Raw genomic sequence first — 14,293 nt, forward strand, 5'->3', positions numbered from 1 at the left:
TAAATTATCCGCTTTTTTTCATCGATTTCGACTGTTTTTATTTCCCTCTAAATCCATTGTTTTTCTAACCATTGTCTTATCTTCAGAACTTAGTCTATTTATTATCGCATCATAAACTGTTATGCTCTGTCCATTTTTTAAGTGAATCTGATTTCTTGTTGTTTCTTTCACAAATCGAGTCAGTGCAATATTTCTAGCTTCAGACTTATTCAGCTTCTTACTCATTGTCAACATACTATGGTTATGATCATTCACTTTAGTCTGTAAAACTGAATTCTGTTCTTTCACATCATTTAGTCTAATCTTCAATAACTTATTGTCATTCTTATACTGAACCAATTCATTCTTTGTACTATCTAGCTTGTTATTTAGTGTTTTGTTTTCATCTGTTAAACTATCTATTCTAGCGCTCAACAATTTGATACGTTTCAACAACGCCCCAATCATTGACTTCAATTCCTGAATAAACGTTTTAAGCTGATCAAACACATGATATTCAACTACGATCTTATTCTTATTCCATCTTGATTTTGGTGAATTCTCCATTTCCACTAATTGTGAAGATACATTTTCCAATCGTTCGTACGCATACGCAATATTTTTCTCGTCCACGGTGTCTTGTTTCAAAAAATCTTTTGCGATATTCATATTGTGCTGCATTTCTAATGTCTTATCCTTTGTATCCTGCCACTGGCTCAGTGGCATATTTACCGATGCATCTTTTAATGGTTCCTTAATACTTGTAGCACCATACATCAAATATAAATTGCTCTCATTCATAATGGTTTCCATACTTTTATACATCTTATTTCGCATCGCATTAAATAAAATCGGAACTTTATCTCTTTCATTGATTATAGACTGTTCCGGTTTATACCCCATGCGTACTAATGTTTCATCTAACCCTATGCCACAGCGCAATCCCCCACCATGCTTCTGAATATATTCCATATCCTCTGCACGTTCATAAATAGGTTTAAAATCGAGGTGCATATGGTAGAATCCCGATTCATCTAAATGTACAGTGGCACCTAATATATGGAAATACGGAAAATCCTCTTTAAATTTCACAAGAAATTCATTAAAAATATGAAGTGCTTGTTCTCTCGTTATCTTGCCATTTTCACGATCACTCTTATCGCCCAAACCTATGATTAAAGAACGAAACATCTTAATCTGCTCCATTTTATTCGTTTTTGGATTCCGCATCTGATCATGCAGATGCTGCGTATAATAATCATTTCCAATCAATGGATAATCCCGATTACGTGGCTTTGTCTTGATTTGTCCCGAATTGTATCGATCCCAAGCAGCTGCTTTTCGTTTCAATGTATACTCATTACGTTCTTTAATATATGGTTTCATCAATTCATTAATCTGTTCCTTATAGCTTTTTTCATAAGGCACAAGTTCAATTACTGTATCTTTATTTGTATCATGCGTATGCTCCAGTTTCGAGCGATACTCCAAGCCGTGATTATGTTCTTCACATCCTTCACCAGCCGTAATCGTAACCGACACTTCATTCATGCAAATCACCCGATTTTAATATTTTATACAATGTTGTACGACAAACATTATATTTTTTACACATCTGTTCAAAAGTCATTTCCTTCTTTTCTGCTCTAAGAACATCCACACCAGGAAGTTTTTTCTTAGGTCTTCCAGAAGTCGATGCTTTTTCTTCAATAATCACTTCCAAATTGCCATTATATGTATTTCGATAAGTACCATTAAAATGTTTAAAAAGTATTTTTATACATTCCTTTTGATGTTCAATATTCGTATCATTTAAATATAATTTAAATCGATTCATTTACGTATCCCCTTATTATTGTTCATTAATTATTTCCACACATTCTTTTGAGCAAGCCTTGCTTGCCATAATTACCAGCTTGATGGTAATGCCCTTCCCTATTGAACCCCACTACCGCACTAAAAGCGATAATGAAGTTCAATGACGGGCAACTGCGTTGAGCTTTTAGCGACATCATTCGAATTGAGAATCAATGATGTCGATCAGATCCTGCTCGGAATTATTGAAGAACTTAACGTAAGTCTTCAAACATTCCGTTTGTGTATGACCCAAGCGTTTTGCGACCAATGATACAGGTGCATTCGCATTACACAGAAGTGATGCATTGCTTCGTCTAAACCCATGAATCTTGATCATGCGAATTCCTGATCTTTCGCATGCGATTGCCATACGCTTCTTCACAACTTTCGCAAGAACAGGTCTGTCCACTCCAAACAGAAATGTATCTTTTGTGATGCAGTACAAGTCTTTGTACCAATCCAAATATTCCTGCATGATGCATTTCATTCGTTTGGGCATCGTTATCGTTCGAATACTGTTCCTTGTCTTTGGCGGAGTAACCAGATACGATCTTCCCTGCACATACCTAGCTACTGTCTTATTGAATCGAATTGTTCCCTTATCCATATCAATATCGTTCATTGTTAGTGCAACACATTCGCCAAATCGACATCCCATAAAATACAAAAGATTCACAATAACATAACAGACATATTCTCCATTTTCTTTGTTTCTTGGAAAACATTGGATAAACTGTTCAAATTCATCCGGAGTATAGAAATCGTCTTCATCAATGATCTTGTCCGGTCTTTTGTATTTGGGAATTCTTTTGACCGGATTGAACTGTACATATCCCATTTCAAGTCCATAGTTAAAAATCTTATTCAAATATGTCAGCATCTTATTTACATATTCTTCACTCAAACCTTTTTTAAATGCAGCATCCGTAATCTGTTTGATCTGTCCAGATGTTAGAGATTGAATCTTTTCATCATACAAAGATTCAAAGTATTTTGAAATATATGTATTACTTTGTTTTGTGCTTGATTTTAATTGATTTGCCTTAGCCAAATCATATACGTCAATAAACTCTTTCAATGTATAAGAATGACTTTCAAAAGTGTGTGTTTCTGCATTAAAAGATTCTTTATATTTCAATTCAAACTCACGCGCATCATTGATGGAATTAAAAGTCTTTCGAAAAGAATATCTATGATACTTTCCAGTTGAAGTGGGTACAGATCCACGAATTTCATACTTCTTATTTCCTAAACGTTTCACAGACATTGTCTACACCTCCACATGCCCGTCTCTTCGAAGCATGTCAAAGATCTTGATAAAGAACTGATTAGGAGCATATGCAGAATACTGTTTGTGAAGTTGATGCATTTCAATATGTGAATCCAGTCTATTGATATATTCATCCGCATATTCTTCCGATTCAATAAGCAATCGATCATACAGTTCATCATTCAGAATAACATTTCCATAAAGTCCAAAATGCTTCACTTCTAAAGAGAGTGTATTATCTTCTATATTATCTTCTATATTATTAGGACAACTCAGTTGGCTACCCTGGCTAACTGAGTTTGCCACCCCACCTAACTCTGTTGACTGGTAGCTAACTAAGTTTGCCACCTCTTTTGCGACATAAATACAATTTTTAATACCATGATTTACAAAGTCTTTCTTCTCTAACAAATTCTTTTGTATTAAACTTTTTAAAGCTTTATCTACACCAGCTTTAGTTGAATTTGTAAAATCTGCCAAATAACTACGACTGCCTGTAAATGCACCACAATGATCACGCGAAAATCCATAGATAATCGCATAAATACTCAATTCCAATCCTTTTAACCCCAATTCATTTATCATCCAATATTGAATAGAATAATAGGAATTGGGTTTAATCTTCTTATTATTTTCCATAAAAAAACTCCTTTTACCTCATTACGAAATAGACTTTCTGAATAAGCATTCAAAAAGCCTCCAAAAAAAGATAAAAAGGAGGCCACATTTTGCATAATGTGCTATAATATACGTGCTTAGGGGTATATTATATGCCTCCGGTTTAATTTGGTGCCAGCCAAATTAAGCCTTTTTTTCTACCTTAAAATCAAAAAAATCCTTCACGATCACAACCGGAACTTTTCCTTTTAAAAGTCGCCTTTCATCCAGCTCATACTCATCCTTCATAACCTGAATGAATTGGTATGCCTTGGATTTGCTGATGTTCGCATAGGCTGCCACATCCGTGGGTCCCCAATATAGTTTTTCCATTTTGAATTTCCCCTTTCTAGAAAGTTATTTACAAATACGACTTATAACTTTCATATTTATCATACCATTTAATCCGGAAATTGCAACTGTATAATACGTATTTTTCCGGATACCTTTTTTTATGTACTTTACCATGTTAATATATCTATAGATTTGGAGGGGTCCTATGTCTGTAAAATCCTATATAGATTCTTTATGTTCAGAAAAAAATTTAAACATGAAACAACTTGCTGAACAGGTAGGAATCAACTATAAAACATTGAATACTCTAGTAAATGAAGATGGTAGACTTATGAATCCTAAACAGTTGGCTTTATTTTCAAAATACACAGGCAAGTCAAAACAGGAAGTATTCTATGACAATTTAAAAGATGATGATTTATCAGATGCATGTACAAAAACTGCCCTTCTATATATCGGTAAGAAAACATGTGAAGGATGGATTGCCAATATAGATATTCGTCTTGATACAAAGATATCAAATACTCGTACTGCCAACTATGCGGGTATATTGCATAAAAAAAGATCCGGTAACGGATTAACTGTAGTGGAAGATTGGGATCAACTAAAAATTGACTTTTGGGAGTTCTACTATAAAGGTAAGTTAAAGGATGAAGAAGAATACGGCAGAGACACTATTGCCCGAACATTTGCGAATGAAAGAAAGTACATATCCAGTGTATTATTCTTTGGCCTTCAAAGACTTTGTAACACAAACCTAAATCCAGTCAACTATCATATCGTATTCAATCGAGATACTGAGTATTATCTAGTAAAAGACTATTTTCCAAAGAAGATGAACATGGGTTTTGAATGTATCTATGTTGATGAAAATGAGAGATAAACAGTCAAAAGAGTATCACCATAAACAAGTGATACTCTTTTATTGAGAAAACTTAATCCACACATAGAATCAATAATAATTGAATTAATGTGCATCAGGAAAATCATTTTTGAATTTGCCACCATAATGATTGTTCTTATAGTTTCTAATATATAGTAATAAAATCATTATCACTAAAACAATACCGCAGATGGCATACATTGTAGTTGAATTTAAATTATAGAATAAATAACAAATTACTGTCCCAACAATAATTAATAATCCTATGATCACTAAGAATGCATCCCCATATTTTTTCATTTAAAACGCCCTCTTTCTTATTATAAAATTATCGAATTTTAATAGTTGCACCACTATACCAATAACCTCCACCAGCTAAACAAGAATATGGATCATTTACAGAAGAGCGATAGTTAATGCTGTACGTTAAGCTAGAACCACTAATATTGTGCCATTGTGAATTAATAGAAACAGTCCATAATGTAGGAACATATGTAATCGCTGCATTTAAACTTACATTTGAAATTTTTCCATTATTGTATGTATACGCACCAGTTACAGTGACTTTAGCACTTGATACGCAACTACCACCTTGATTTTGAATGCGAATACTATATGACTTATTTACATTTATTCTCGATGCAGCGCGGTTTATATCAGATACAGCAGAAATTTCAGACTCATATAATGGTTCAATTGTTGAGTTATCCTCTAATAGAATAACTTCACCTTTGTCTGGAATAGGATACATAGTTCCTGCTTCACAAGCGCGTTGTTGAGAATGAACAGGTACATCAATTTCTTTGGCACTCAACATATTTGGGCGCAATAAACTCTGCTCCCTAGTTAATCCTTTAAACACTCATAGGGTTTTCAACCCTACAATTTTTGAAGCCGATTTTTAGTCGACCCTATCTAATTGCGGATTACCAAGAATATTTATTATATTTTATAATCAATTATTGCTTTTACGTTTTATATAAATAGCAAATAATGCAACGATTATCATTTGAATAATATATGTAATAATATTTATCTTACATAATAAATTTATAATTAGATCTTCAACAATGGTTGATACTGAAATAACCACAATTGGATTCTTATTATTTTTCAAAAGTTTAATACTCACTCCATATAAGCCTAACATAATCATAGAATATATAAAATCTATTTTGTAACTCATCAATGCCACAGAAATCGATGAGTTATTAACTAGAGGAATAACCAAGAAACAGAAAAATAAAGTTATATATTTGATCATAGACTTTACCTTCTAGAATGGGCAAACTTCATACCTTGTCCATTTTTCGCAAACATATCCTGCTGGTGCTTTGGCACATATTGCAACTTTCCCAACATAACAAACCATACTTGATATTATTACCCCAGAAAAACTCATCACAGCACTACAAGCCAATCCAATTACTGCTTCACAAGCCTTACTTCCTGGAATTGTTCCATGATATGTTTTCTTTGTGCATTGTAATGTATAACAATCGCTCGTCCTAGTAGAAGTATATACTTGAGCGGTATCATTCATGTAATCCTCAATTACAATATTATCTCCAGTATTAATGGTAACAAAAGCTCCACTTACTTCATATTTTTCATTAACGTCAAATATTAACGAACTGATGATATCGTTATTATTATCTTTTTGTATGTATGCAACAGAAAAATATGACTGATCTGTATTATTTCTAAAAACATTAATTCTTTCACTGTCCTTAACAAGATCAAAATGTTCCTTATAAATATCACTATTTTCCACACTATCCATTACTAACATTTGTTCTTCATCTGTATAACTTAATGCTTTTTCGAGAATCTGCTCATCCACTTCACCAATGGTACATCCTGTAGTACTTTCTTCCGCTTTTAAAGAAATCGAATGGTTTAATAACGTCATCAAACTTAAAGTAACTATACTTACAATTGATATGATTTTTTTCATAAAAATCCTCCTATTATTCAATAAATTTTTCCATTTCTTCTTGTGTTATATTCCCTAAAATATTTTTTTTAACTTCTCCATTAGAAACATAATATATTACGGGAACATATTTCTCTTTAAACTTTTTACTATAATCTTTTTTTTCATTTTTGGACATCTGAGATGTTTCTACTATATAAATCTTTAAATTTTTTTCTTTCGCGACACTCTTTACATTATCTAAAAATTCTGGACAATATGGACAATCATCTCTTTTAAAAATAGAATAAAACGTTTCATTTTTGTTTATCATTTCATCAATTTTATTATATTTAACTTCATTCCATTCAAATTTAGGAAGCTGTCCACATGCAGTAATTAATATAAAGCTTATACATACGCAAAATAATTTAAATCTTTGATTAAGAATATTCATATACTCTAATCCTTCTTTCTCATAAATATAGATTGAATCATATATTTAATCTTTAATTATACTTTCCTTTAGTTATTACATCCTATTATTTGATATCTAATACATATTAGATTCATTTAAATAAATTATACATACCCACCCCTCTTGTTCTAATCTTTACAATAAAGATAAATCACTATGACTAAATTTATACAGATATAAAAAGTTATAATAATACTTAATACATTTTTTAATTCATAATAACCATCAACCAAATGTGTAAATAGCAACATACTTACGCTTACTAAAATCATAGATATCCCAGAAAACTATGCAAAATTTTTTTTCATATTATCCATCATCTCTTTCCGTTATAATCAAAATACTCGTTCGAATTAAAATATACCTAAATACCATTTTCTATCTAGAACAATGTTCTTGAAGATAGATGAACTTTGGATTTCAATAAAGTTGAATTAAAATTTGTTCACATTATTATGATCATTATCCTCTAATATACCTGCTAAGATTAAAAATTATTGGTTCCTATGGGTATCAAACTCCTTATGTATTTTTTATAGATTATAAATCGAAATTCAATGCTATTACAGTTCAATAATAGATAATATTGTTCACTTCTCTATAGTTTTAATATACATCATCTTTTAAAAATATAAGTCTTATTAAAACTTATATTTTTTGATATCCTAAAAGGGTTGTATCAGCAATCCCTCCTTTTTTATTTGTTGTTCGAGCCCAATATTAGCTATAAACCGTTTTGGGGTATATACCGCACCTAAAATTCTTGGAGAGCAAATTCACTTAACCCCATCCAAATTTATTGTGCCCCATAAACAAGTGATACTCTTTTATTGAGAAAACTTAATTCACACATAGAATCAGTAATAATTGAATTAATGTGTATCAAAAAAATCATTTTTGAATTTGCCACCATAATGATTGTTCTTATAGTTTCTAATATATAGTAATAAAACCATTATCACTAAAACAATACCACAGATGGCATACATTGTAGTTGAATTTAAAATATAGAATAAATAACAGATTACTGTACCAACAATAATCATATAATCTATCCGCACTTTTTTTAATTTAAGACGCCCTCTTTCTTATTTTGTTCTTTTATAGATAACGCTATCTCTAATTCAAATATAATATAGATTTTAGAAATTTACAATCTTTATTTTTATAAAGATTGTTAAAATGAATAAACAATTATATTTATAAAAGTCTTTGCGTAAATACATACGAGTTGCTATAATGAATTTGGACGGAGGAACTTACATGAAATACATTCAATTTACTAAGAAGGAAAATGAGGTCATGGATATCTTATGGAAGCATGATGTTGCAATGTCTGCAAACGATATTAAATTAGCTTCCAAAGATTTGAGTATCAATACGATTCAGCAAACGCTACAAAAATTATTGGAGATAAAATATATCAAGGTTGCAGGAATTGGACAAAACAAGAAAGCAATCACAAGATTATATAGGCCAGTTATATCCGAAGCTCAATATGTGAATTCATTTATTGGCGAAGATACACGAGCAAAAATTTCAGCTTATTTTGTTGAACACACAGATGATTTAGAGATGATTGAACAATTAAAGAATTTGATTCTAGAAAAAGAGAAAGAGTTAAAATAATGCAATTTTCTGCATCATCTCTTTTCATTACTTTGTGCATCAGTTTTTTGTTGATTCTTCTGTTAGACATATTACTTTCATATAAAAAAAGTTATAAATTATTTCGGACAGATTTTATAACCGTGTTGATTATTGTTGTTGTAGTAAGAATGTTTGTGCCACTTGAATTCAAATTTACTAAAACCATTATAGTGCCCACAATCATGAATCCAATCATTGTACTGTTACAATACAAAATTTATGCAAATGTGCAAGTATATCAATTCTTATTATTGGTTTGGGCATTAGGAATTATATGGAATCTGATTAAATGGATTCGCGCAATTCAAATTACCAAAGACATGTACAAACGTATTGAAAATCATTCAGAACATTATCATATAAGAGATTTTATTGATAACTATCAAGAAGAAGATTATGCAGTATTAAGAACAAACTATGTTTCTTCCCCTATGGTTATTGGCTTTAACAAAACTATATTGATACCAGACGTATACCTTTCAGAAAAAAATTTAAAAAATGTATTACTTCACGAAACATGGCATATTAAAAATCATGATGTGTACATTAAACAAATCATTAATTTATTAGTTATCATGTATTGGTGGTTTATTCCAGTATATAGATTAAGAGACAAAATTGATTTGTTTTTGGAAATGCGTGTGGATAATCAAACAACGAATTCATTTTCTAAAGAGAAAGTAATGAAATACATGCATACGCTTATAGAAATCCAAAAAAACATTCAAAGTAAAAATGAATTCAAGGGGCAATCTACACATTTTATAATTCAAGATAATGCACATGTATTAGAATATCGTATAAATTATCTAATGGATGGAATGTATCGAAAAAAAACGAATAGAATTCTAATGATTATCGTATTTGCACTTCCATTACTTACAAACAGCATTATTTTGGAATCTGAATTTAATCCCCCAAACGGAAAGGATATGTATAATCAATCAGATATAGATAAGGGATATATCATTAAGCATAAAGACGGAACATATGAATTAGTATTAGGCAATACACATCTTGAAATATCAAATCCAAACGATAATTGTTTTAAAGATGTTCCGATTATAGAGGAGTGAATAATTTATGAAAAAAATAATGATTATGTTAGTATTGATCATATCAATGAATATAATAACACCTGTTTTAGCAAATGAAACTGAAGTCACTACAAATATTAATGTTACCATGCCATGCAAAGAGACACTTGTCTGGAAATTCAAAAATATAAATGGAAAATTGTATAAAAGATTATGGAATCAAACATTGAACAAATGGGTTGGAGACCATTGGATTCCTTGTTAGTAAATTTAAAATAGTTTTTCAATATCTTTTTATGGGTGGGAATTGACATAAGTTTACTGCTTATGTATATATTCAAATTGGTATCCCTCTCCGTCTTCATACAACGGAATCTTGGATGCCTTTTTATTTTTTAATCATATGCATTCAATTTATAACTTTCTTTGAAAGGTAAATCCATCAGATAATCACAATCCATTTCATACTAAATCAACTGCAAAATTTTATCAAAAAATTTCCAAAAAAAGATAAAAACAACAGAATTTTATGCATTTTCTTGAATTGTTGTACCTTTATATAAAGTAGAAATAACAATAAAGTCCATTATAAACAAAATTGCTTTTCGATTCCGACTGAGACCACCATTTGTCAGAGATTGCACCTAGCATTTGCCAGGTGCTTTTTTTATGCCTTGTTTAAAGCATATTCTTACATTATGGTTATATTCCATATCTATATAAGCCACTAAAGCAAGTGTTTTTCTGAACAAAATTCGCAAAAAAATCGCAAAAAATTTTCAAAGCATATTAAAAACGGATAGTAAATTATCCGCTTTTTTCATCTATTTCGACTGTTTTTATTTCCCTCTAAATCCACCTTTAAATCAGGTGATATGCTGAATGAAATATAATATGATTATTATGATAACCACGAGAATCCCTACGACCAATTTGTATTTAGCATAGTCTTTCAATCCTTTGTTCACATCATTTAATTTTCGATTATCTTCATTCAATTTATTAATCATCTTTCTTTGTTCTTCTGTCATATACCATACACCTCCTCTGTTCACTATCACAGCAACAATCAAAGCAACCTGATCACAATCTAATAAACGTGGTCTAGTAACATCTGTCATACGACTTGTTTATTAAAGCCATAACTTTCCAAGTTTTAATGTTCTTTTAATCACAATTAACATAATACAGATACCAATAAGTGCTAAGATTAACATCGGTGCAACACTGTAATCATAAAAACCAAAATAACAAATGCTAATCGAAATCAAGACCAATAACTTTATATATCCAAAGATTGCATTTTCATCATTAAATTGCCAAATATAAAATATTGATTTTTTATTATAAGCAACGTGTTTTTTACATAAATCGAAAAACAAACAATTAATTACGAATATTGTCGATATGAGAAACAAAAATTTAGTATGATCGTGACAACTGAATAAATCAATTGAAAGTATGATCAAATCCATTATTAAAAATAATATTGTATATCTATTTAGTCTTTTCGATAAATTTTCGTATCTCATCTTTAGAACATCCTCCTATAATCTGATTTAGTATTTCATTTTAAATGTGGATTCTTTTGCATATATTTGAATAACATGCATACACAGTAATAAGGAAGCAAAATAACTAATTACTATTTCCATATATTTTGTTCTTTTCAAGAATAACGTTATCTTCAACTACAAAATAACATTAATTGTTATTTTTAGCAATAGTTATTTTTATTTCTATTTGTTGCTATAATTAAAAATAAAAGTTAAAATATTTATGGGTGAAAACATATATGAAAAAATTATCAAAAAGAGAAAATCAAATTATGATTGCATTGTGGAATTCTTCTGTTCCATTGTCTGCTAGTGCTTTAAAGAAGAATTTAGATGAAGATGTTAGTATATATACAATTCAACAAGTCCTTCAGAAATTACTTAAAAAAGATTATATAAAAGTAGATAGAATCGTTCAACACGAAAAAGCTCTAATGCGAGAATATGTGCCTGTAATTTCTCAAGTTGAATATATTACAAGTTTTGTAAATCAAAAAACATCTTTTGAATTAGCTTCAAATTTCATAAAAGAAACCGACAATTTAGATGCCATTATCGAATTAGAAAAACTTATAAATATCAAATTAAAAGAAAAGGGAATAAAGTAAATGCAGTTGACCCTTTCATCGTTATTTATTACAATCGTTTTTACTGCCATTCTGATTCTTATTTTTAACACATTACTCACAAACAAAAAAAGTTATATGCTTTTTAGAACCGATTTTCTTTCCGTTCTAGCCATAATTATAATTTTACGTCTGTTATTTCCTATTGAATTTAAATTTACGCAATCAATAGCAGCTGCACCGATTATGAATCCATTTTATAATATAATGCATTATAAATTTCATTCATTTGAGATTTATAATCTACTTCTTTTTATATGGATTATAGGAATTATAATCAAATCCATTGAATATATCTTTTCAATATCTCAGTCAAACAAAAATTATAAACTGCTCATTTCTAATTCAGTCAAATTAGAAACTAACGATTTAGATGCAGGATTAGACGCTTTTCCTATTTTTAGCAGTAAATTTTTAAATATTCCTACTGTATTTACCACAAAAAAGAGTATATTTCTACCTACGACTTTATACACTAAAAGCGAACTGAATAATATTTTACGACATGAGATCAGTCATATTCAACATCATGACGGTTTAATAAAACATATTATAAATTTTGTTGTGATCCTATATTGGTGGAATCCATTTGTATATATATTTAGAAATCAAATCCATTTACTTTTAGAGATGTGTGCTGATTATAAAAGCACAAAAAATTTCAATGAGGAAGAAAACAATCAATACATTAGAGACTTAATAAGTATACAAAAAAAGACTACTATTTATAATCAAGTGAACAAATATAGTAATTCGAATATTATTGATGAAAGTATAAAAGTACTTGAATATAGGATAAACTATATGATAGAGAACAAATACAAGAAAAAAACCAACAAATTACTATTAGCCACATTGATTTTGTTTCCATTTCTGACAAACTCTATCATATTAGAACCTTCTTTCCCTGCTCCTGACGAACATGAGTTATTATCAGAAAAAGATTTAAAAAATGGATATATAACAGTTAATAAAGATGGTACTTATACATTTCATGTCGGTAAATTTAAAGGTATTATCAACAATCCAAAATCTAAAGAATTTAAAGATATTCCAATCATAGAAGGAGAATAATCTTTCATTATCGCAAAATCATTTAAAAACTTTTAAAACTCATTCAAAGTGCAAAACAAGTACCACATGTAAAGAGTGATACTTGTTTTTTTTATCCACTATAAACAGCTCACGTATATTTGTAAAAAAAAATTGATAATGAACTTTTACAGTTACTATTTGAACCACATTTACAAAATCATACTCATGAATCACCTTATTATTAACTATATTTTCAGTATGATAAAACTCAATAAGTGTTTCCTCTAACCTTATTCCAACCTTTCCTTTTGAACCAGTTTATTTCCTCTTACCTAAATCTTATTTATCATCTTTACTTTTTAAGTAATATCCGCCATTTCTATTCAAGCCACAATGTTCTACATAAATAATCAATTTTTTTATCCCTACTAACCGATGGTAAATTTGTTTGGATATTTCAGTCATTTTTATTATTGTGTTTATTCCAGAATTTAGTTTTAAAGTTTTCAACATTTCTAATTCCAAATCTTATTGGGTCAGTTATCGGGTCACTTATAGAGTCATTTGAAAGAGTTTCGAAATAGAAATTGTCTATAGACTTAAACTTAGGTTTAACATCAGATACATTAAATATTCCAATTGAACTAGTGATAGCGATTAGCATTGCATCCACTAAAAAGCATGCTATAATTCAAGTTGGCAAACGGATAACAAGCCTACACGAGTAAAAGGGTGGTTCGGACTAGACCATCTTTTTTTCAACAAAATAATTTTTCAATTCCGACTGAGATCACCATTTGTCAAAGATTGCACCTAACATTTGCCAGGTGCTTTTTTTATGCCTTATTTATGCATGTTCAGACTTGTACAAGACAATCAAAGTTATTGTATTTGTTCCAAATAGCTTATCGGGTCAGTTATTGGGTCATTTATAGAGTCATAATTTTTCAAAGCATATTAAAAACGGATAGTAAATTATCCAATGTCATTAAGTTAAGAAATGACGAACCATCCAGATACTATTGTCTGGATGGTATTTTTATTTGAAGGCACGAC

At 29.9% G+C, this 14,293-nt stretch carries 18 protein-coding genes; 6 read left to right on the forward strand and 12 right to left on the reverse strand.

All coding sequences use genetic code 11. From position 1 onward, the window contains the following. Positions 1-18: 18 nt before the first annotated feature. From Q0E86_RS07915 to Q0E86_RS07935, 5 genes are all read right to left on the reverse strand, one after another. Positions 19-1,530 (reverse strand): plasmid recombination protein, encoded by a 1,512-nt coding sequence (locus Q0E86_RS07915; RefSeq protein ID WP_295755937.1) that lies wholly within the window; start codon positions 1,528-1,530, stop codon positions 19-21. Continuing rightward, positions 1,523-1,816: a hypothetical protein gene (locus Q0E86_RS07920; RefSeq protein WP_270473433.1), complete on the reverse strand. Its 294-nt coding sequence runs from the start codon at positions 1,814-1,816 to the stop codon at positions 1,523-1,525. The genes Q0E86_RS07915 and Q0E86_RS07920 overlap by 8 nt, the downstream gene beginning before the upstream one ends. A 174-nt stretch (positions 1,817-1,990) precedes the next feature. Next, positions 1,991-3,103 carry a site-specific integrase gene (locus Q0E86_RS07925; protein WP_295755939.1) on the reverse strand — a complete coding sequence of 371 codons (1,113 nt, stop codon included), beginning with the start codon at positions 3,101-3,103 and terminating at the stop codon, positions 1,991-1,993. A 3-nt stretch (positions 3,104-3,106) separates the two neighbouring features. Further along, entirely contained in the window at positions 3,107-3,745 is a 639-nt protein-coding gene (locus Q0E86_RS07930; protein ID WP_118325104.1) for a hypothetical protein, read from the reverse strand. Positions 3,746-3,907: 162 nt separating this feature from the next. Beyond that, complete coding sequence (locus tag Q0E86_RS07935) at positions 3,908-4,096, reverse strand: hypothetical protein (RefSeq protein ID WP_118114976.1); 189 nt, start codon at positions 4,094-4,096, stop codon at positions 3,908-3,910. Between the two features lie 166 nt (positions 4,097-4,262). On the opposite strand from Q0E86_RS07935, the gene Q0E86_RS07940 reads away from it, so the two are divergent. Next, complete coding sequence (locus Q0E86_RS07940; protein ID WP_295755943.1) at positions 4,263-4,940, forward strand: helix-turn-helix domain-containing protein; 678 nt, start codon at positions 4,263-4,265, stop codon at positions 4,938-4,940. 84 nt (positions 4,941-5,024) lie between these two features. Here the strand turns inward: Q0E86_RS07940 and Q0E86_RS07945 are convergent, their stop codons facing one another. From Q0E86_RS07945 to Q0E86_RS07970, 6 genes are all read right to left on the reverse strand, one after another. Beyond that, complete coding sequence (locus Q0E86_RS07945; protein WP_195233071.1) at positions 5,025-5,240, reverse strand: hypothetical protein; 216 nt, start codon at positions 5,238-5,240, stop codon at positions 5,025-5,027. 28 nt (positions 5,241-5,268) lie between these two features. Then, on the reverse strand, positions 5,269-5,802 hold the full coding sequence (locus Q0E86_RS07950; protein ID WP_288522842.1) for a hypothetical protein: 534 nt from the start codon (positions 5,800-5,802) through the stop codon (positions 5,269-5,271). Between the two features lie 93 nt (positions 5,803-5,895). Next, positions 5,896-6,204, reverse strand: a complete 309-nt coding sequence (locus Q0E86_RS07955; protein ID WP_288522843.1) for a hypothetical protein — start codon at positions 6,202-6,204, stop codon at positions 5,896-5,898. Between the two features lie 12 nt (positions 6,205-6,216). Then, positions 6,217-6,897, reverse strand: a complete 681-nt coding sequence (locus tag Q0E86_RS07960) for a hypothetical protein (RefSeq protein ID WP_295755950.1) — start codon at positions 6,895-6,897, stop codon at positions 6,217-6,219. A gap of 13 nt (positions 6,898-6,910) precedes the next feature. After that, positions 6,911-7,312 carry a conjugal transfer protein TraF gene (traF, locus tag Q0E86_RS07965; RefSeq protein ID WP_288522846.1) on the reverse strand — a complete coding sequence of 134 codons (402 nt, stop codon included), beginning with the start codon at positions 7,310-7,312 and terminating at the stop codon, positions 6,911-6,913. Positions 7,313-8,205: 893 nt separating this feature from the next. Then, positions 8,206-8,379 carry a hypothetical protein gene (locus Q0E86_RS07970; protein ID WP_295755953.1) on the reverse strand — a complete coding sequence of 58 codons (174 nt, stop codon included), beginning with the start codon at positions 8,377-8,379 and terminating at the stop codon, positions 8,206-8,208. A gap of 217 nt (positions 8,380-8,596) precedes the next feature. On the opposite strand from Q0E86_RS07970, the gene Q0E86_RS07975 reads away from it, so the two are divergent. From Q0E86_RS07975 to Q0E86_RS07985, 3 genes are read left to right on the forward strand one after another with little or no spacing between them, the layout of a single operon-like run. Next, on the forward strand, positions 8,597-8,962 hold the full coding sequence (locus tag Q0E86_RS07975; RefSeq protein ID WP_295755955.1) for a BlaI/MecI/CopY family transcriptional regulator: 366 nt from the start codon (positions 8,597-8,599) through the stop codon (positions 8,960-8,962). Then, positions 8,962-10,059 (forward strand): M56 family metallopeptidase, encoded by a 1,098-nt coding sequence (locus Q0E86_RS07980; RefSeq protein ID WP_295755957.1) that lies wholly within the window; start codon positions 8,962-8,964, stop codon positions 10,057-10,059. Before Q0E86_RS07975 ends, Q0E86_RS07980 begins: the two co-directional genes overlap by 1 nt. Positions 10,060-10,066: 7 nt before the next feature. Beyond that, a complete protein-coding gene (locus Q0E86_RS07985) occupies positions 10,067-10,285 on the forward strand; it encodes a hypothetical protein (protein WP_295755960.1) in 219 nt (72 codons plus the stop codon). 601 nt (positions 10,286-10,886) lie between these two features. Here Q0E86_RS07985 and Q0E86_RS07990 read toward each other — a convergent pair. Then, on the reverse strand, positions 10,887-11,051 hold the full coding sequence (locus Q0E86_RS07990) for a hypothetical protein (RefSeq protein WP_295755963.1): 165 nt from the start codon (positions 11,049-11,051) through the stop codon (positions 10,887-10,889). Between the two features lie 764 nt (positions 11,052-11,815). On the opposite strand from Q0E86_RS07990, the gene Q0E86_RS07995 reads away from it, so the two are divergent. Then, positions 11,816-12,184 (forward strand): BlaI/MecI/CopY family transcriptional regulator, encoded by a 369-nt coding sequence (locus Q0E86_RS07995; RefSeq protein ID WP_117996024.1) that lies wholly within the window; start codon positions 11,816-11,818, stop codon positions 12,182-12,184. Continuing rightward, complete coding sequence (locus Q0E86_RS08000; RefSeq protein WP_295755965.1) at positions 12,185-13,276, forward strand: M56 family metallopeptidase; 1,092 nt, start codon at positions 12,185-12,187, stop codon at positions 13,274-13,276. Positions 13,277-14,293: the final 1,017 nt, after the last annotated feature.

Source organism: uncultured Holdemanella sp., assembly GCF_934754935.1.
Classification (GTDB): Bacteria; Bacillota_I; Bacilli_A; order Erysipelotrichales; family Erysipelotrichaceae; genus Holdemanella.